Below are 18,566 nucleotides of genomic sequence, written 5' to 3'. Positions count from 1 at the left end.
TCAAACATGCAGCCCCGGGCAGAATGAAAAACTCCAGCTATCACGCTCATGAATTTTATAAAACAATTAGAAAGCATGGCAATGATTTATATACTGTATGCCTGAGGATCACGCACTCCTGCAAAATCTTTGAGAATGAAGCGCCGCCAGGGTGAAAGTTAAGTCAAGAAATAAGTAACTTTCCCATATAATTACTATAAAGCGGATGGATACTGAATTCTTATTATTTTATGACAATATTTTCTTAATTATTGTTATCTTTGTTTTGCTTTATGCTGTACATTACCAAACGATTGGCTGCTTATTTTTTCTTCTAGTACAACTTTTCAAACTTTGCTTCATCCTTGAAAGCATCGCCCAACAAATCACTCATTCGCCAACTTTGTTCTCAAGTTCACCGATATTCTCAATGCAGCATCTTACAACATCGCCTTTTTTAAGGAACTTGGGTGTTTTCATGCCCATGGCTACGCCTCCGGGAGTGCCGGTGGCGATTATGGTTCCTGCTTTTAGGGTCATGCCCTGAGAGAGTTCAGAGATAGCTTCTTCTACTGTTGTTATCATGTATGAGGTGTTGCTGTTTTGTCTTTTCTCATCATTGACATAACATTCTATCGCAAGATTATGGGCATCGCCTATTTCGTCTGCTGTTACGATGCAAGGTCCCATTGGAGTATAGCCATCTAGGCTCTTACCTCTGTACCATTGTTTGTGCTTTAGCTGTATGTTCCTTGCACTTACGTCATTGATGATAGTGTAGCCGAGTATATACTTATCAGCTTCGGATACAGATATTCCGAATGCATCCTCTTTGAGGACAACTCCAAGCTCGACTTCATAATCCAGGCTGTCAACATGGTCATATACAGGGATGCTTCCGCCAGGATCATTACTTCTGTTAACTCTTTTGGAAAAATAGACTGCATCTGTCTTATCAGTAAAGTCAGCAAGGGGAGCTGTCTCTTTGATATGCTCGCTATAATTAACTCCAAGGCAGATCACATCCTGAATGGGAACAGGGATAGGAGCAAGTAACCTGTACTCATCTGTTGATAAGCTTTTAGCTGCATATTCTTCAAGAGATTTTTTTATCTTAGGTTCAAGCTCTGTGAATCTTGTGATCAGCTCATTCATATCTTTAACGCATATACCAATGGAGTCAAGGAGTATCAGATCCTGACTCTGTCCTTGTGCTACTGCTACACATTCTTTTCCATTAACTTCAATTGTGTATAATCTCATACCTTTTCACCTTCCTATAAATAACTCAAACAGGCGCATCCATGAATTCATCGATAGCTTTAAGTACCGGCTCAGCGTACTCCTTTTCGCCAAAAAGCCACTGCTCATGCTGCATATCAAACTCTCTTATCTCTGGATCATGGAAATACTTCTTGTAACGCTTTAAGTACTTCTCTCCCATTTTGTTTGCATATATAAAATGAGCCTTTGTATGCTCGACGCTAATATCATCCTTAAGATGAGTCAGAAGATCTGTGTAGTACTCATTCCTGATTGATATAGGATCAAATTTAGAGAAGCAGTTCATGAACTTCTCTGCTGTCTCTTCGCTCATCTGGAAGAAGCTCTTTAGCTTTTCTTTGGTCTTATTTCTCTTCTTCTGGCCTTTGGTGAAGCTTGTAAGAAGCGGAACTACAAGCATAGATTGAAGCTTTGCTGCTACCTTGCCACTTTGGTCAAGGTCAGGGCTTCCAAATATCGCATGATCGATATGGACATTTTCTCTTTGAACCAGTTGTCCTACAAAGCTTGAGCCAAGAGATGATCCTATGGCGCCGTCCAGTCTTCCATTATGATTATCTTTTATATATTTTTCAATCTTTTTAGTAACAGTTATCATATCCGGAAAAATAGAACCGCTTCCATCAAAACCGTCATAGTTGACGCAGATAAGGTGATACTTTTTGATAATTCATCCAGAACTGTGCCAAAATTGGTCTGATAATCGCAGCAGGTACCCGGTAACAGCATCAGTGTTTTTCCTGACATATTTCCTAATTCTTCGAATTGCATATTACGCCTCCTCGGTCTCCTATAAGTACACCAATTCATAATAGCACTTACTGTTAGTTTTGGCTAACTATTTTTATGATATACTCACCGATAGGAAGTTTTGGATAATTAAATATATTATTATTACAAGCCAGATTATTGAAAACATGGGGGGACGATATATAATCTATTTGTTGTCAGTTTTTTAAAAGGAGAGAAATCATGAAAAAGGTATTCAAAAAGTTTTAGTACCAATGATGATGGGAGTGCTCCTATTATCAGGTTGTGGGAGTATATCCGAGGAACTAATTCAGCTTTAGTACTGCCAGCATAGTTGCATATGCCTCCTGCACATATGGAAGTGTCGAAATGTAGATTGCTGATATAAATATTCCGGCAGCCATCATCAATTTATTTACATAACCTTTGGATGAGCAGAGGTTGAAGCTATATCCTTTTTTCATGGGCCAGAGTATCTTTTCATGCTTCCTGTTTAGAAGGTCTATTATCAGATGTGATGCATATCCGATCGCAAAGTACGGCGCCACCTCCGGGAATATTATCCCTACACATGATGAAAATAAAAAAAGTGCCAGCAGCGAATGCATAAATGACCTGTGAGGTTGCCTCATTCCAAATACACATAGCAAAAGAAAAGCGGCGCTTCCTGTTATGATCCGATAGATGTTACTATCAGCAAGTAATCTTCTGTATATACCAATATGGAAGTTGTACTCTATTATGATCACTGCTCCCAAGGCAAGTGTAGCCGCCATAACTATCTTGTCAGCTTCCTTATGAGCTGTGGATGTTCCGGAATCGATGTCACTTATGACGCCGCCTATTGCTGCAGCTCCTGTTCCTGCTACTACAACAGGCAGTGACTCAGGTCTTAAGGTTATAAGCGCAGCCGCCATTCCTACAAAAAAATGTGTTCTTCCAAGCATAGATGTGCCTCCTTCTGTTAATACCTTTAGTAGACGACTAAAATACATGTAGATCATCAAATGTCATATATGACATTTGATGACTAACAAAGTGCATTTTCTTAATTCGTTTACTATTGTTGTCTATACACAATTATGCTTTATGTCTTATTGCAGCCAGATTGTAGAATCTGTGCGATAATGACACCAGCTTCACCATTCTACCAAATGATCATAAAAAAATGAAGCGACTTGTTTGTTTTATAAAGCATCGCTTCATTTACATTTGCATTTACTTTGACCTATTCCATATTTTAGATAATATCTGATTCATTTCTTCATGCTCAATTCCGGAGTTCATATCGAAGATTTCAAATGTTTTGCCGGAAGACTTATCAGTGATCGTCTTTGATCCCATGATTTTTTTACAATAAACCTGCGCTATATGAAGGACACAGGTTCTGCAGTCATAGAGGTCTACAAGGACGTTTGCAGGTCGTATATCACTTACATCTATTTCATCTAAAAGATATAGTAGTGTATGATGTATGATTCTGGCTGCTGCCTTCCTTGTAATGTAATCATCCGGATGAAGATAATCCTGATTGTCGATGACATTCATTGTATAAGCCTCTCTAAAAAGCTCATCATCTGTCATCATCTCGCCGCCGATATGATCATCTCTCATTATGGCAAGAGTAAATTCTCTGACCGTTGCTTTCATGTCATAAATACCTGTTTTGAAATCATCTGATTGGTGATACGCGAAGTGTCACATTGTCATGAGCTTTAAGTCCATCTACTGAAACATTTTCTCCTAAAAGACTATTCTCTTCACCTGTCCAGAGGTCTTTGATCTTATATGACTGTGCGCCTTTGAAGATCTCAGGATCTGCCATCTTGCCCTCAATAGCGTTTACTATATTATCAAGGCTGATTTCTATCTTATTAGTATTGTCTTCGCCGGACAGATTTATAAATGATACTGCGATATCGCCGCTAGCAAGGGGCTTTGCAAGGATATCTACCCTGTCATGATCCATAAGGTATACCTTATCAGCATCCTTGTCTGCAAGGCTTGACCACACTCTCTTAGCCTGAACGCCCAGCTCATCCTGATTGAGGGCTATGATATCTTGGTTGGTTATTATGTTCCAGATATAGTCACCTTTTTCGACCTTTCTAAGATCCATGCCAAGCATAAGTGGTGAGTTCATCATAGACCACATGGCAAAATGAGTTTTGGCCATAGTTTCATCAACATCTCCCATTCCAATAACCATCATATCCGGGTCGTTCCAGCCTCTTTCAAGACTGGCGAATTCATCCATTATTACGCATTTATCATACTGTGATGTGATACTACAGGTTCCGTCTGCTTCCCAGTATCCTCTTCCAGGGTCCCCGTCTCTTCCTACCTGGAATGTTATATCATTAAGGATTCTCCAGGAATCACCCACTTTGTATCCCCAATCGCCAGGCATTGTCTTGCCCCATTCGCAGATTGAAAGGAGTATGTCCTTATTAGGATCAGCTTCTTTCAAGGAGTTGTACATTGCTGCATAAGAGCACAGTGTATTTTCCTGACGTCTGTGATTCATAAGTCTAAGAACTGTATCGCCGCCTTTTACAGCTATATCGCACACATAGTTTTCCTTAAAGTCTTCCGGTCCCTTAGTACTTTCTACAAGGTTATCAAAAAAGAAATCTGACATGCTTCCATCTGATACAGCAACCTGGAGCCACTCGCCAACGCCGGCTTCTTTTCCTGTAGCATAGGTTACATACAGTTTGTAAGAACCTTCTGTTACATTCTTTAGATCAAAGGTAAGCTCGCTGCTCTGGTCTCCAACCGGTGTGTTACCTATATTAGTTCCATCAAAAGTACCTATATTAGTAACATAGGATTCTTCGATCCTAGCATGTCTTCCTGTTATCACGCCATCAGTTACTGCATTATATGTATATTCGCTTCCATCACGGCTTACAAGCTTTACTGCCTTAATCCTTGGAGCATAAGTATATCTTGCATTCTCACCATTTGAGAATGTTGCATTATCCCAGAGATAGTAGCAGTTATCTACTTTAAGAAAATCAATATCCCAATCTGTATAGCTTACTGCATCGACATCTTCAAAGCCACAGGTTCCAACTGCTGATCCTGCGCAGAGGTTGGTTCCTATATCGTTGTACATTCCAAACTTAAGGCCTTTAGCATGGATATAATCTGCAAGTGCCTTAAATCCGCTTGGGAACTTAAGTGGCTCATTAGTAAGCTTTCCATCTACTCTTTCTGAGTTATAACAGCCATCATCAAGAACAAGGTATTCATAACCTGCCTTATCAAGTTCCAGTTCTATGAATCTGTCAGCCATAGCTTTGGTAAGAGCTTCTGTATTGCCGCTTCCAAATGCATTCCAGCTGTTCCACCCCATAGCAGGGAGTCTTTTCTTTTTGCCCTCAAAAGTCTTTCCATTATTAAAAGAATCATATCTGTAATCTTTACTGCTAATTACCTGAGGTTGTTCTCTTGATGTTCTAGTGATCTTATCTGAAGCCATGTTATGTCCTTTCCATACATACTTTGTTGCCAATTGCCCAAGGTACTGTACCAATAATGTTATGTGATCTGTACTATGTACCAATGCATATTTTCTAATATCTATGGCCTTAAAACAATGTCACTCTGTGCTATTATCTGCCCAATTATTACCATAAAAAATAGCGCAGTTTCTATGTTTACTGCGCCATTATAGAAAGGCAATGTAATTATGTGACTTTTACAGAAGTTTCTTTTTCTTAAAGAAGGTTATGCATACTACTACAATTAGTATACATATGATGCCTGTCACAGGATATGCCCACTTCTCGTCAAGTTCAGGCATGTATTTAAAGTTCATGCCATACCATCCTACGATAAGAGTAAGAGGCATGAAAATACTTGATATTACAGTAAGATAAGCAAGGTTACTATTCTGCTTCTCATCAGTCTTGGACTGACAGAACTCGCGCAGCTGAATAGTGAATTCTACAAGGGATGTTACTCTTTCATACAGTCTCTGGATTCTCTGGTTAACAAGATGGAAGTATCTTTCATTGCTGGCCATGAAGAATTCATTCTCATTCTCTTCAAACTCCTGACATACATCCATAAGCTCCAGATAATGAATCTTAAGATCTCGCAGCTGATTTCTCATATCAGCTATTTTTTTAAGTACATTATCTGTATGCCCTGCAAATATCTTCTTCTCTATCTCATCAAGAGTTCTGTCATAGGATGCAAGAAGATCTGCATCGTTATAGATTATCTGCTCCAGGAAATCATAAAGGAATCTTTCAAGACATGGATTAAACAGTTTTTTGGAAGAAGAAATCCTGTCTATGATCTCTCCTGCAAGTCCCTGATCGTCTACGAAGATTATACCTTTTTCATCAAGTGAGAAAGAAAACTCACCTGCTTTCTCCGGCATGTTCTGCCTATCCAGTATAGAGAACTTACCTGTTATGGAATCGTAGTTGACTTCAGCTCTGGTACCACTTCCGGATCTTGAATATATATCCCATTCAATACCCATATCAAAATCCGTACTTCTATCTTTCCATTCATCGCTTGTCATGACTATGACATACTGGAAATCAAGATTTTTATATGTTTTAAGCTCTATATGCTCTAACTTTTCACTTATCTTATAACATCTCATAAACTACTCCTCGTATATTATCCATAAAATCACGCTACAATTCATTTTACCACGTACAAAAAAACTCCTGCCACTATTGTTTGTATACCAATCTTCATCAAGCCACCAGTTATTTAAATTGCCATTTTCATCAAAAACTGTATTGAAATTCTCTTTAGACCACATTCAAAATGCTCATTTTGATCAACTATTTTGGGATACATAAAATCTAGAATCGCTTGAATCATGTATTGTCTCCTTGATCTTTTTTATTCTGCATCATAGTGATATTATCATCATCTAACTAGATACTTGCCATGCATCTAATATCAATGTATTATACTGATCAAGGAGATATTAGATATTCATCTAACTTTCAAAATGACAAACATCAAATATCGCCTCATCTAAGCTATATGAACAGCTTTAACAGATAGGCTCAACCAGTTCTCACAGGAGGATCAATCATGAGTTTTAAGTATGGCAAGCTATTCAGAAATCCAAACTATCGCAAAAATCTCGCATCAACCATCGTCAATCGTTTCGGAGACTCCGTAGATGCTATCGCATCTTCATGGATAGTATATGAACTTACCGGTCAGGCATCCTGGTCTGCCATCATCTATGCTATCAACCGTCTCCCCACCATCATCGTGACTCCTCTTGTAGGACCATGGGTTGAGAATCACAGTAAGAAAAACATCATGGTTGTAACCGACCTTATCCGCGCAATATGCGTAGGTGTCATGGCTACCGGCCTTTTGATGGGCTTTTTAAGTGCTCCGCTTATAGCACTTTTAAATCTCATCATCTCTACTGCAGAAGCTTTCCGCGGTCCTGCTTCATCAGCTTTTTTCCCTATGGTTGTAGATAAGGACTCCTACAATGAAGCTATATCTCTTAACAGCTCAGTATCATCCATCACAGAGCTTATAGGTACCGGTCTTGCCGCTGCCATCATCGCTCTTATAGGAAGCTCCGGAGCTATATATCTTGATATGGCAACTTTTGTAATCTCAGCACTTCTTATATCATGGATGAAGATACCTGCAGAAACTCTTAATACTAAGGTATCTGCCAGCGCTGGTGCATATCTTAAGGAGTTAAAAGATGGATTTGTATACTGTAAAGGAAAAAAGATCCTTGTAGTGTTTGCTTACGTCGCACTATTTCTAAATGGTATACTTGTTCCTATCAACTCTCTTCAGACACCTATAGTCACAGAAGTACTTAAGGGAGGACCTGAACTTTTATCTATCTTCGGAATTGCTGTTACAGTATCAATGCTTCTGGGATCACTGCTTTTCCCGGTATTTAGAAAGTTTTTGAATGGCAAGAAGACTATAATAATGATGATAGCTCTTATCATAACCTTCTATCTCGGTCTTGTAGGCGCAGCGCCACTGTATGAGACAAGATACGGAGCTGCTATCACACTATTACTCCTGTCTACAGCACTTGGCTTTGGTATATCTCTTGGCAATATGTATATAAATGTTGAGATGTTCAATGTTATTGACAGATCTTACCTTGCAAGAGTTTCAGGCATAGGAAGTGCCATTTCTGTTGGAATTACACCCGTAACTGCTTTTATTATAAGTATTGTGGTAAAATTAACTTCTACAAAGGTTATACTGGTTATGGCAGGTGTTGTTGCTTTCCTTTTTGGCATGTACATGCTCACATCAGGAACAAAGGCTATTGTAGAAGCAGAAAGAGAAAACGAAGAGTCTTCTGCTCTGGCTGATGAAAAAAGCTGTGCAGATGAAATAACAGCTTAAGATCGCCGGAATCGCCAAAGGGGAGAGGTTTTCCGCCTACGAAAATGAAAGGATTCTATTTATGAACAATTATTCTTATAAAATACATTATGTATACGAAAGTCTATCCCTTTTAAATGTATTGGTGGAACCAGCTCCATATTTTAAGCCGCATATGGACAAAAGTGCTGTCGATTATGACATCATCCCGGGGCCAAGGGAAGAAAAGTTTGTAGAACTGCTCCAGCGTATAGAAGACGATGCAAGAGAAGAATTTGCACAAGATATTGACGATATAAGGAGCTATTATGCCCTTGAAGATAAGATCAGCTATTCATTTGCAAGTATGCTCCTACTCCACGATAGCGTATGTCCTGCTATGAATGATATTCCAGAGAACATATCTATCAAAGATTATCAAAAGTATATTAAAGATATACCAAAAGAAAGCTACAATAAGTATTTCTATCAGCTTATAAGAAGAGCCGGCAAAAATGCTTCTGACAATGATGATGCAGAATATGCCGGTATCTGTGATATTATCGATGCCATCTATGAAATGGATATAGCTGACAGTGACAAATTAAAACTTCAGCAGCTCTATATACACCGCAGTGAGCATATACCAAAGCTCTTAACTATCATAAGCCGCGCAGCTAAAGTTCTTAAAAGATATGAAAAAAAGCTCGAAGAGTTCGGTAAAGATACCATCGATTATGCCAAAAAAGATGCCAAAGATGAACCATATGTAGATTATGTCATGAAGAAAATGGGATATTCATCTTCCGGTTTTAACTCTTCAAATGATTGTTATATCACTCTCTCCTATCTAAACTGCATGAAAGTCAGTCTGAGTTTTAAAGGGGACGATATCAAAACAGCAAGGCCCATAGCCCAGATAGGAGCTATATACAGCGACAGTCTTACATATGATAAGATCATGATCAAGAGAAAGAGTATAACGCAGGATAAGGCTCTTACGATCTTAAAACTTCTGTCTGATAAGAGTAAATTAGAAATCCTACAGCTGACCAGGGATGAGGCATATTATGGAGCACAGCTTGCCAATAAGATAGGGCTTACGACAGCTACTATATCACATCACACTTCAGCTTTATTTGAACAAAGTCTCTTACAGATTGAGAAAGTAGACTCTAAGATCTTCTATAAACAAAATCAGGAGACGATCAAGTCTTTGATCAAATATCTTGAGGATACACTGCTTAAGTAAACAAAAGACAATACACTTCCTTTAGTTTTTATACTTATACAATTCAAATAATAATTATAGTAAATATCACTTTCCAAAAAGCGGATAGACCTTTCGGCCTATCCGCTTTTTGTTTTTGAAGTATTTTTTGCAATTTTCGGAAACAGCTAACTAAATTATTTTAGCATATGCCAAATAATAGAAGCAAATAATGGTTTCTGACGATTTACAATAACACACGAATATGGTATCATTCTTATCATATCTTGTTCCTATCTGGTCAAGTATTGCTCTATGTATTCCAAATTATTCGCCCTATTATTCAAAATTTTTATCATATAACATTCCGACTATCAAGTATACTTAATGCTTGCTTTATTGTTTTCATTAATTGCTATCTTTTTAGGTACAAATAAAATATTTTAGTTTCCTATTGTATTTTTTCCCACAATGTTATATTATTTTGTTCGTGTTAATTTTTTAACACGAAGAACTATATGGTAGATGGCATTTTGAATTTGTTATTTACTGGTATTTACAAGTATTAAAGGAGAAGAAATGGAAGACGTTAAGACAACTGTCTGTGAAGAAAAAGGACCTATCACAGACGAGCTACTCACCAAAATGAACGCCTACTGGCGTGCAGCCAATTATCTTTCAGCCGGCCAGCTTTATCTGCTTGATAATCCTCTTCTTAAGAAGCCACTTACAATGGATATGATCAAGAAGAAGATCGTTGGTCACTGGGGAACTGTACCTGGACAGAACTTTGTTTATGTTCACTTAAACCGTGCTATCAAGAGATATGACCTTGATTTGATCTTATTATCAGGTCCCGGACATGGCGGAAACTTCTATGTTGCCAACACATATCTTGAAGGCTCTTACAGCGAGATCTATCCTAACATCAGCGAAGACGAAGAAGGTATGCAGAAGCTGTTCAAGCAGTTCTCATTCCCAGGCGGTGTTCCAAGCCACTGTGCACCTGAGACTCCCGGTTCTATCAACGAAGGTGGTGAGCTCGGCTATTCTATAGCACATGCATTTGGTGCTGTATTTGATAACCCGGACCTTATTGCAGCTGTTACTGTTGGTGATGGTGAGGCTGAGACAGGACCTCTTGCTACATCATGGCAGTCCAATAAGTTCCTTAACCCTAAGACAGACGGTGCTGTTCTTCCTATTCTGCACCTCAATGGATATAAGATTGCTAACCCTACTATCCTTTCACGTATCTCACACGAAGAGCTTGTGAAGTACTTCGAAGGTATGGGCTGGAAGCCATATTTCGTAGAGGGTTCAGACCCTATGTATATGCACAGAAAGATGGCTGAAACTATGGACAGCGTCATCGAAGAGATCAAGGCTATCCAGAAACACGCTCGTGAGACAGGCGATACAACTCGTCCTGTATGGCCTATGATCGTCCTTAGAACTCCTAAGGGATGGACAGGCCCTGATTATGTAAATGGCGATAAGGTTGAAGATTACTGGAGAGCACATCAGGTTCCTGTAATGATGGATCATGATGATCACCTTGAGATCCTTACAAAGTGGCTCAAGAGCTATCATGCAGAAGAACTCTTCGATGAGAACGGTAAGCTTATCCCTGAACTTAAGGCACTTGCTCCTACAGGCAATGCACGTATCGGTGCTAACCCTCATGGTAACGGTGGTCTGCTTCTTCGTGACCTTCGTCTGCCTGACTTCCGCAAGTACGCTTTCGATGTAACAGCTCCCGGCGAAAAAGACGGACAGGATATGACAGAACTTGGTAAGTTCGTTCGTGATATCATCAAGCTCAACAAGGAATCACGCAACTTCCGTGTATTTGGACCTGATGAAACCAATTCTAACAGACTTAATGCTGTATTTGAGGAGACAAACAGAGTTTGGAATGCAGATACACTTGATATCGATGATGCTCTTAACGCTGACGGACGTGTTATGGACTCAATGCTTTCAGAGCATATGTGCGAAGGATGGCTTGAAGGATACCTTCTTACAGGTCGTCACGGTTTCTTCGCAAGCTACGAGGCATTCATCCGTATCATCGACTCAATGGTAGCTCAGCACGCTAAGTGGCTGAAAGTTTGCAACCAGCTTCCATGGAGAGAAGAGATCGCATCTCTTAACCTCCTCCTGTCATCTAACGTATGGCAGCAGGACCACAACGGTTTCACACATCAGGATCCCGGTTTCATGGATCATATCGCTAACAAGAAAGCTGACGTAGTACGTCTGTATCTTCCACCAGATGCTAACTGCCTGCTCTCTACTTTCGATCACTGCGTAAGAAGCCGTAACTATGTAAACGTTATCGTTGCATCTAAGCATCCTCGTCCACAGTGGCTCACTATGGAACAGGCTGTTAAGCACTGCACACAGGGTATCAGTATCTGGGATTGGGCTTCCAATGACCAGGGTCAGGAACCTGATATCATCTTCGCTTGTGCAGGTGAGACACCTACACTCGAGGCACTTGCAGCTGTATCAATCCTTAACAAGGAACTTCCTGAAGTTAAGATCAGATTCATCAACGTTGTCGACCTGTTCAAACTTCAGCCTGCATCAGAGCACCCTCACGGTCTCTCACACGCTGAATATGACATGCTCTTCACAACTGATAAGCCTGTAATCTTCAACTTCCACGGCTATCCTACACTTATTCACGAGCTTACATATCGTCGTCACAACAACAGACTTATGCATGTTCGCGGATATCAGGAAGAAGGAACTATCACAACTCCATTCGATATGAGAGTTCAGAACAATATCGATAGATTCCACCTTGTACAGGATGCTCTTAAGTATCTTCCACAGCTTGGAAACCGCGGCGCATATCTCTACCAGCGCATGAGCGACAAGCTTGTTGAGCACAAGCAGTACATCCACGAGGTTGGTCTTGATCTTCCTGAAGTAGCTAATTGGAAATGGGAGAAATAATCCTTTCATAAAGCTCACATAACGGAGTCATAAAAGTGTTTAAAATAAAAGGTCTTGCCCTCGGATGAAAATCCGGGGCAGGACCTTTTTATGTGGAGGAGAGAAACTTCGCACTTGCCAAACATATGTCACCCCTTGAGGCAGCGCCAACGCGGACAGTTTATAATGCATTTTCGTATCTTGAAGGTGTTATAAATTCAGGGCACAATATCTGGAGCTTTATATTCTAGGGGCTGAAACTCGCTTCGCTCAGACATGCAGCCCCTATGCAGAATATAAAGCTCCATCTATCATGCTCCTGAATTTTATAACACCTTCAAAAGATACGAAAATACATTATAAACTGTCCACATCGGCACTGCCTCAAGGGGTGACATATGTTTGGCAAGTGCGAAGTTTCAGGCAAATTTAATTATAAAATTATCTTCTTAAGAAAAAAGCTTTTCCTCTAAAATCTCCATCCAGTTCACTGCCAAAGGTATCTAGGATGTTATATCCGGACAGATATTTATCTATATCAGGATTAGCACCATTTTCAAAAGTATGTACTACCATAAGTGCTTCATCCTCATACTCTCTAATAACAGCCTGATATCCTGTAAGATTATTGTAGTCATTACATTTGCAGTCTATTACTGTTGTCATACCGTTCTTTATGATATGCTTAACTTCATCATAGAAGTCTATAGCCTTATGTGTAGTGTCCCAGGCTCTTTGGTCTATATCAAATATCTCACCACTAAGGCACATTCTTCCAAGGAATGCTGAGCTTAGGATATAATTGACCCTATGGATGTCATCTGCTGCTCTTAGAACTGCCCATATCTGGCTCTGCTCGGGGCGTATGACTCTGTGAAGGTTAGCGGCTATTACAGGGATGCTCTTGCATTCATGGGCATCAGAGAAGCTTGCCTGTGATACAAGTTCCATCATGGAAGGCTCTAGTCTGTGTCCGCCGCTTGAACAGTTCTCTATTACCAGTGATGGGATTTCGTCAGAAAGCTTTTTGAAGAACTTCTGAGTTCCCAGAACGCTTTGTCTAAGACCTTCTCCAAGGCTCTCTGCGCCATCGCAGCCTACACCTATAGTATCGTTATAGTCAATTTTGATATACCCAAATCCGTTCTTTTTCAGAAAATCTATAACCTTTTTGGACAGATAATCTATGCACCAGTCATCTCTCATATCAAGGAATCTCTGACCATCAACATTGATAGGATCACCAAAACGCTTTAACAGGTGCTCAGTCTGTTCATACAACTGTGATAGTGTTGCCGCCTTTTCAAACTCGAACCAGATGCCGGGGATAAGGCCGTAAGACTTTATCATATCTGTCATCTCTTTGATTCCATTTGGGAAAAGCTCAGGACTTTCGTCCCAGTCTCCTATCGTATCCCACCAGAATTTATCAGGCTGTTTGTACCAGCCGCTGTCTATAACAAGGTATCTGACCATAGTATCTTTAAGTGCTTCGCATATCTTCTTAACATTATCGAGAGTAGGATTGCCCCAGGTCGTGCAGTATTCATTGTATATAATAGGCATATCCTTATCTACATCTGCTATACGAGGGTTCTGCGCCTTTACAAGCTTATCACTCACTTCAAGTAAAGACTTACCCTTAGCAACGACTGCCCTAGGCGTAGTGAAGCTCTCGCCGCTTCTGATGCACTTACACCAGTGGCCGTAATCAAAATCTGCAAGACCTCCGCACAGCGAAACAGGATCAGCTGTCCTAAAGGCCTCTATCTGCCAGCTGGAGGCGCAATATATCTGCACACCGATAAATTCACCGGTAGCATTGTTTTCAAGAACAGCATATGGGAACCATTTACGGACAGGCATAGAACCTATCTGTCCGAACTTCTCGATTCTGGTCCCATGCTTGTTCCAGGATGGTTCCATGTTAAGATCAGTAAGTTTCTGTGTTAGAAGCTTACCTTCAGCGCTCCAGAAAGACGTCGCTCTATGAAGGACATCTGCTTCTATATTATCAATGCAAAAAGATGACAGGAGATCTATTGTGATATCCTTGCTTGATGTATTCTCAAAGACAGTGTAACACTGTATCACATCGCCTTTAGGTATATGATAAGCTGTAACCTTATAATTATCAGCTTCATATACAGTCTTCTCATCATCCTTATATACTTCCCTACATCTTCTGACACTCTCACTATTAGCAAGCGATATACCATTAGTATAATGTCCGTTAAAAGAATCCCCTCTTACCTTCACCTGAAATGCATATACTTCTTCCATATGTTTTCTCCTTTTGATAAATACCTTCTACCATATTTCTAAATGCAGCCCCTCGCACTTGTACAATACAGCATCACCAAAGTTTTTGCTGCACCGTACAAGTGCGAACTTGAGTAACCAATACTAATAATATTAAAAATTACATTACAAAAAAGCTTGGAACTTTTGATATAGATAACAAAACTTATTAATACACGCTCTATTTGCAAACTTCCACAACTTAGCCAATGCGGTATCCCCTAAAGCTTTGCCGGGGCGGATAGTATATAAAACATTGACGCGCTTTTAATCGTTTTTACAAATTCATGAGCGTGATAGATGGAGTTTTTTATTCTGCCCGGGGTCTGCTTGTCTGAGCGAAGCGAGTTTCAGACCCCAGAATAAAAAGCTACAGATATCATGCCATGAATTGAAAAACGATTAACAGCACGTCAATGGTTTATATACCATCCGCCCCGGCAAAGCTTTAGGGGATACCGCACTGGCCTTGCACGCACTTTCAAAAAAAGGATGTCACATTTGTGACATCCTTTTAGTAAGCTATGGAGTTTATTATCAATAGTTCTCTTCGTGAACTTCGAAGTATGACTGAGGGTGATTACATACAGGGCATACTTCAGGAGCTTTGGTTCCTACTACGATATGACCGCAGTTTCTGCACTCCCAAACCTTAACTTCACTCTTCTCGAAGACTTTAGCAGTCTCAACATTCTTAAGAAGAGCACGATATCTCTCCTCATGATGCTTCTCGATCTCGCCTACAGCACGGAACTTTTTAGCAAGCTCCGGGAAGCCCTCTTCCTCGGCAGTCTTAGCAAAGCCCTCGTACATATCTGTCCACTCATAGTTCTCACCATCAGCAGCTGCTGCAAGATTCTCCTTGGTATCACCGATTCCCTTAAGCTCTTTGAACCACATCTTAGCATGCTCTTTTTCATTGTCTGCTGTTTTTAGGAAAAGAGCTGCGATCTGCTCATATCCCTCTTTCTTTGCTACAGAAGCAAAGTATGTATATTTATTTCTTGCCTGAGATTCACCTGCAAATGCTGCCTCAAGATTCTTCTCTGTTTTGGTTCCTGCGTATGGATTTGTTTTTGCCATGTCTGTATCCTCTTTCTCTTCTACGGGTTTGAATTCAGATTTTGGTTGATGACATTTAGGACATGTCCAGTCATCTCCAAGTTGCTCAAAAGGAACTCCTTCCTTTTCTTCGTCATATATGTGACCACATATCTGACAAATGTACTTCATAGACTGTCTCCTTTCTTTGCTGTACCGATCATTTATAGTCTGCCATGTTATAAACGCCGATTACAACCTGCCGATTACAAAAAATTTTTCATAATGCATAGTAAACGACTTTAGAAAATGCCTTATGTTAGTCATCTAATGCTGGCATATAGGGCATTTGATGACTGACCAAGAACATTTTCTTAAATTGTTTACAATTATTGAAGACAAAATCTTATATATACTAATGATAAATCTATAAATGCTTATTTACAAGATAAAAAAAGAGATGTAATTATTTAACCTTATTACTTATTTCGGGTAAAAAAATGCAGTTGTCAGAGTAACTTACACTCTAACAACTGCACTAATATTATAATAAAGATCAGGCTGCCAGCTTCTTTTTCTCATCCTTGTTATAAACCGCTTTAAGAAGAAGTGGTGTTGAAATAGAACTGATGATGATAAGAAGGATTACGGCAGAGAAGTATTCATTAGATATAATCCCGGCTTCAAGGCCCTTATTGGTTACAATAAGCGCTACTTCTCCTCTTGTCATCATTCCAAGTCCTATCTTAAGTGAATCGGACCAGTTGAACTTAAGTGCCTTGGATACAAGTCCGCATCCAATAATTTTGCCAAGAAGAGCGACTATTACAAATGCGATAGAAAAGACAAGGAGCGTACTGTTCATAGAATCAAAGCTTGTCTTAAGACCTATTCCAGCAAAGAATACAGGAGCAAATACCATGTATGAACTTATATCTACTCGGCGCTCTATATAAGAAGCATCTGCAAGGTTGCACAGAACGATACCGGCTACATATGCGCCTGTGATATCAGCGATTCCAAAATACTTCTCAGCAACATATGCCATTGCGAGGCAATATGCAAGGCTGGCTATTGTGATACGTCTTGTGTGCTCATATCTTGTATCAAGCCATGCAAATACTCTATAAACTACAACGCCTGAAACAGCTGCTATAACGAAGAAAAGAACAGACTTAACGATTACCATTCCGGGATTCTGAGTAGTATCTCTAAGGCCCAGAACCATAGTAAGTACGATGATACCAATAACATCATCTATGATAGCTGCACTCATGATTGTAGTTCCTACAGTGCTTGAGAGCTTGCCCATCTCTTTAAGAGCAGCAACTGTGATACTAACACTTGTAGCAGTCATGATAGTTCCGATAAACAGAGCCTTGGTGAATTCTTCTGTACCATAGGAAGCAAAACCATAAAAAGACATATACAATATAGCGCCCAGAATAAGTGGAATAAATACACCTGAGCAGGCTATGATAGTAGCCTTAACACCTGTCTCTTTAAGCTTCTTCATATTGGTGCCAAGTCCTGCTTCGAACATGAGCATGATAACACCGATCTCTGCTATACCTGATATAAAATCAGACTCCTGTACAAGACCCAGGAGGCAGTTACCCACAATAAGACCTGCAATGATCTCTCCAACTACCTGAGGTGCCTTGAACTTCTTAGCGACAATACCGAAGATCTTGGCTGATAACAATATGATCGCCAGATCTTTCAGAAACTCATACTTTTCCATAATTTTGTCCTCTTTTCCTCTAACATATAAAAACGATAAACGCCTGTTCCACTGTTATAGCAAAACGGGGGGACATTTATCGTTAATTTACCCTTTTTATGAATTAATAACCTTATCTGTTTTAGCAAAATAAAGTCAGTGTGTCAAGATAATAATATGTGGTGTTCACAATCTTAACGCTCACAATACAATACACTATTGTACCATATATCAGATATTATCTTGCTTTTTATCTCTAAACATGATAAAAAAGAATAGTTGTGTTTTATATAATTAGGAGGAAAAATTATGATGAAGAAATTAGGTGCTATTGCACTCACTGCAACAATGATGCTTTCACTTATTGGCTGCAGTAAGAAAAACTTTGATGGAAATTATACTGCAGATGTTGATCTCTCTCAGTACATGGGAACTGTCATGAAGGACGCCATGGAATCTGCTGTAGGTACAAGTGATTATGAATGGACAGGAACTCTTGTTGTTCCTTATAAGCTTGAGCTTTCAGAAGGCGAGTATACTCTCACAGTTGACGCTGAGGCTACATCAGATAATTTCAAAGCTTACATGGAAGAGAACATTGAGCCTTTCATGACAAGCGTTTTTGAAAATGAGATTGCTTCTGAACCATCTCTTGAAGGAATGACTATTGATGAAGTTCTTGAGGCTGCTGGTTATTCTTCAATTTGGGAGACAATGGGTTATGAGTCCAAAGAAGATTTCATCGCTGATTATATGACAGAATTCGAAGTTTCTGATTTCGAAGAAGAAGAGACCGGCGAGTATGAAATCGATGGAGATTCAATCACTCTTAAGGGTGTTGAGACCGTTGGTGAAGATGGCGAAGAAGGTGAAGGTTGGGTTCTCACATACGAAGATGGCAATCTTACAGGCGTTCTTGATTTAAGTGAATTCGATATCGACGAAGATACAGATATTACATTCGTTCTTGACGCTGAATAAATAGCC

General features: G+C 39.7%; 14 protein-coding genes and 1 pseudogene. 4 read left to right on the top strand and 11 right to left on the bottom strand.

The window, feature by feature from the left end; all coding sequences use genetic code 11:
* Positions 1-369: 369 nt before the first annotated feature.
* From I7804_RS07860 to I7804_RS07830, 7 genes are all read right to left on the bottom strand, one after another.
* On the bottom strand, positions 370-1,242 hold the full coding sequence (locus I7804_RS07860; protein WP_248405822.1) for a fumarylacetoacetate hydrolase family protein: 873 nt from the start codon (positions 1,240-1,242) through the stop codon (positions 370-372).
* Positions 1,243-1,267: 25 nt separating this feature from the next.
* Positions 1,268-1,861 (bottom strand): hypothetical protein, encoded by a 594-nt coding sequence (locus I7804_RS07855; RefSeq protein ID WP_051211855.1) that lies wholly within the window; start codon positions 1,859-1,861, stop codon positions 1,268-1,270.
* The gene (locus I7804_RS07850; RefSeq protein WP_248405821.1) at positions 1,858-2,034 is read right to left on the bottom strand and encodes a hypothetical protein; all 177 of its coding nucleotides are present in this window, start codon (positions 2,032-2,034) and stop codon (positions 1,858-1,860) included. The genes I7804_RS07855 and I7804_RS07850 overlap by 4 nt, the downstream gene beginning before the upstream one ends.
* Positions 2,035-2,318: 284 nt before the next feature.
* On the bottom strand, positions 2,319-2,960 hold the full coding sequence (locus I7804_RS07845) for a metal-dependent hydrolase (protein WP_248405820.1): 642 nt from the start codon (positions 2,958-2,960) through the stop codon (positions 2,319-2,321).
* Positions 2,961-3,231: 271 nt separating this feature from the next.
* On the bottom strand, positions 3,232-3,663 hold the full coding sequence (locus I7804_RS07840; protein WP_248405819.1) for a hypothetical protein: 432 nt from the start codon (positions 3,661-3,663) through the stop codon (positions 3,232-3,234).
* 22 nt (positions 3,664-3,685) lie between these two features.
* Positions 3,686-5,500: a glycoside hydrolase family 27 protein gene (locus tag I7804_RS07835; protein ID WP_248405817.1), complete on the bottom strand. Its 1,815-nt coding sequence runs from the start codon at positions 5,498-5,500 to the stop codon at positions 3,686-3,688.
* A 219-nt stretch (positions 5,501-5,719) separates the two neighbouring features.
* Positions 5,720-6,640 (bottom strand): CorA family divalent cation transporter, encoded by a 921-nt coding sequence (locus I7804_RS07830; protein ID WP_248405815.1) that lies wholly within the window; start codon positions 6,638-6,640, stop codon positions 5,720-5,722.
* A gap of 446 nt (positions 6,641-7,086) precedes the next feature.
* On the opposite strand from I7804_RS07830, the gene I7804_RS07825 reads away from it, so the two are divergent.
* From I7804_RS07825 to I7804_RS07815, 3 genes are all read left to right on the top strand, one after another.
* On the top strand, positions 7,087-8,400 hold the full coding sequence (locus I7804_RS07825) for an MFS transporter (RefSeq protein ID WP_248405813.1): 1,314 nt from the start codon (positions 7,087-7,089) through the stop codon (positions 8,398-8,400).
* Between the two features lie 154 nt (positions 8,401-8,554).
* The gene (locus tag I7804_RS07820) at positions 8,555-9,610 is read left to right on the top strand and encodes an ArsR/SmtB family transcription factor (protein WP_248405811.1); all 1,056 of its coding nucleotides are present in this window, start codon (positions 8,555-8,557) and stop codon (positions 9,608-9,610) included.
* Between the two features lie 537 nt (positions 9,611-10,147).
* Positions 10,148-12,535, top strand: coding sequence for a phosphoketolase (locus tag I7804_RS07815; protein WP_110074027.1), 2,388 nt, complete (start codon positions 10,148-10,150; stop codon positions 12,533-12,535).
* 420 nt (positions 12,536-12,955) lie between these two features.
* Here the strand turns inward: I7804_RS07815 and I7804_RS07810 are convergent, their stop codons facing one another.
* The 4 genes and pseudogenes from I7804_RS07810 to I7804_RS07795 form a co-directional block, all read right to left on the bottom strand.
* The gene (locus I7804_RS07810; protein WP_248405809.1) at positions 12,956-14,797 is read right to left on the bottom strand and encodes a glycoside hydrolase family 36 protein; all 1,842 of its coding nucleotides are present in this window, start codon (positions 14,795-14,797) and stop codon (positions 12,956-12,958) included.
* A gap of 555 nt (positions 14,798-15,352) precedes the next feature.
* Positions 15,353-15,898 (bottom strand): rubrerythrin, encoded by a 546-nt coding sequence (rbr, locus tag I7804_RS07805; RefSeq protein WP_027204281.1) that lies wholly within the window; start codon positions 15,896-15,898, stop codon positions 15,353-15,355.
* Between the two features lie 42 nt (positions 15,899-15,940).
* A pseudogene (locus I7804_RS19275) lies at positions 15,941-16,048 on the bottom strand (rubredoxin); the annotation flags it as partial.
* A 364-nt stretch (positions 16,049-16,412) separates the two neighbouring features.
* Positions 16,413-17,600, bottom strand: a complete 1,188-nt coding sequence (locus I7804_RS07795) for a cation:proton antiporter (RefSeq protein ID WP_248405807.1) — start codon at positions 17,598-17,600, stop codon at positions 16,413-16,415.
* Between the two features lie 288 nt (positions 17,601-17,888).
* Between I7804_RS07795 and I7804_RS07790 the strand changes: the two genes are divergently transcribed.
* Positions 17,889-18,560: a hypothetical protein gene (locus I7804_RS07790; protein ID WP_110074031.1), complete on the top strand. Its 672-nt coding sequence runs from the start codon at positions 17,889-17,891 to the stop codon at positions 18,558-18,560.
* Positions 18,561-18,566: the final 6 nt, after the last annotated feature.

The organism is Butyrivibrio fibrisolvens (genome assembly GCF_023206215.1).
Taxonomy (GTDB): Bacteria; Bacillota; Clostridia; order Lachnospirales; family Lachnospiraceae; genus Butyrivibrio; species Butyrivibrio fibrisolvens_C.
This window is presented reverse-complemented; position numbering and strand designations above follow the sequence as displayed.

Excerpts from the sequence above, each read along its gene's own strand:
- I7804_RS07860 (WP_248405822.1), bottom strand. The coding sequence starts at position 1,242 with ATGAGATTATACACAATTGAAGTTAATGGAAAAGAATGTGTAGCAGTA.
- I7804_RS07855 (WP_051211855.1), bottom strand. The coding sequence starts at position 1,861 with ATGATAACTGTTACTAAAAAGATTGAAAAATATATAAAAGATAATCAT.
- I7804_RS07850 (WP_248405821.1), bottom strand. The coding sequence starts at position 2,034 with ATGCAATTCGAAGAATTAGGAAATATGTCAGGAAAAACACTGATGCTG.
- I7804_RS07845 (WP_248405820.1), bottom strand. The coding sequence starts at position 2,960 with ATGCTTGGAAGAACACATTTTTTTGTAGGAATGGCGGCTGCGCTTATA.
- I7804_RS07840 (WP_248405819.1), bottom strand. The coding sequence starts at position 3,663 with ATGAAAGCAACGGTCAGAGAATTTACTCTTGCCATAATGAGAGATGAT.
- I7804_RS07835 (WP_248405817.1), bottom strand. The coding sequence starts at position 5,500 with ATGGCTTCAGATAAGATCACTAGAACATCAAGAGAACAACCTCAGGTA.
- I7804_RS07830 (WP_248405815.1), bottom strand. The coding sequence starts at position 6,640 with ATGAGATGTTATAAGATAAGTGAAAAGTTAGAGCATATAGAGCTTAAA.
- I7804_RS07825 (WP_248405813.1), top strand. The coding sequence starts at position 7,087 with ATGAGTTTTAAGTATGGCAAGCTATTCAGAAATCCAAACTATCGCAAA.
- I7804_RS07820 (WP_248405811.1), top strand. The coding sequence starts at position 8,555 with ATGGACAAAAGTGCTGTCGATTATGACATCATCCCGGGGCCAAGGGAA.
- I7804_RS07815 (WP_110074027.1), top strand. The coding sequence starts at position 10,148 with ATGGAAGACGTTAAGACAACTGTCTGTGAAGAAAAAGGACCTATCACA.
- I7804_RS07810 (WP_248405809.1), bottom strand. The coding sequence starts at position 14,797 with ATGGAAGAAGTATATGCATTTCAGGTGAAGGTAAGAGGGGATTCTTTT.
- rbr (WP_027204281.1), bottom strand. The coding sequence starts at position 15,898 with ATGGCAAAAACAAATCCATACGCAGGAACCAAAACAGAGAAGAATCTT.
- I7804_RS07795 (WP_248405807.1), bottom strand. The coding sequence starts at position 17,600 with ATGGAAAAGTATGAGTTTCTGAAAGATCTGGCGATCATATTGTTATCA.
- I7804_RS07790 (WP_110074031.1), top strand. The coding sequence starts at position 17,889 with ATGATGAAGAAATTAGGTGCTATTGCACTCACTGCAACAATGATGCTT.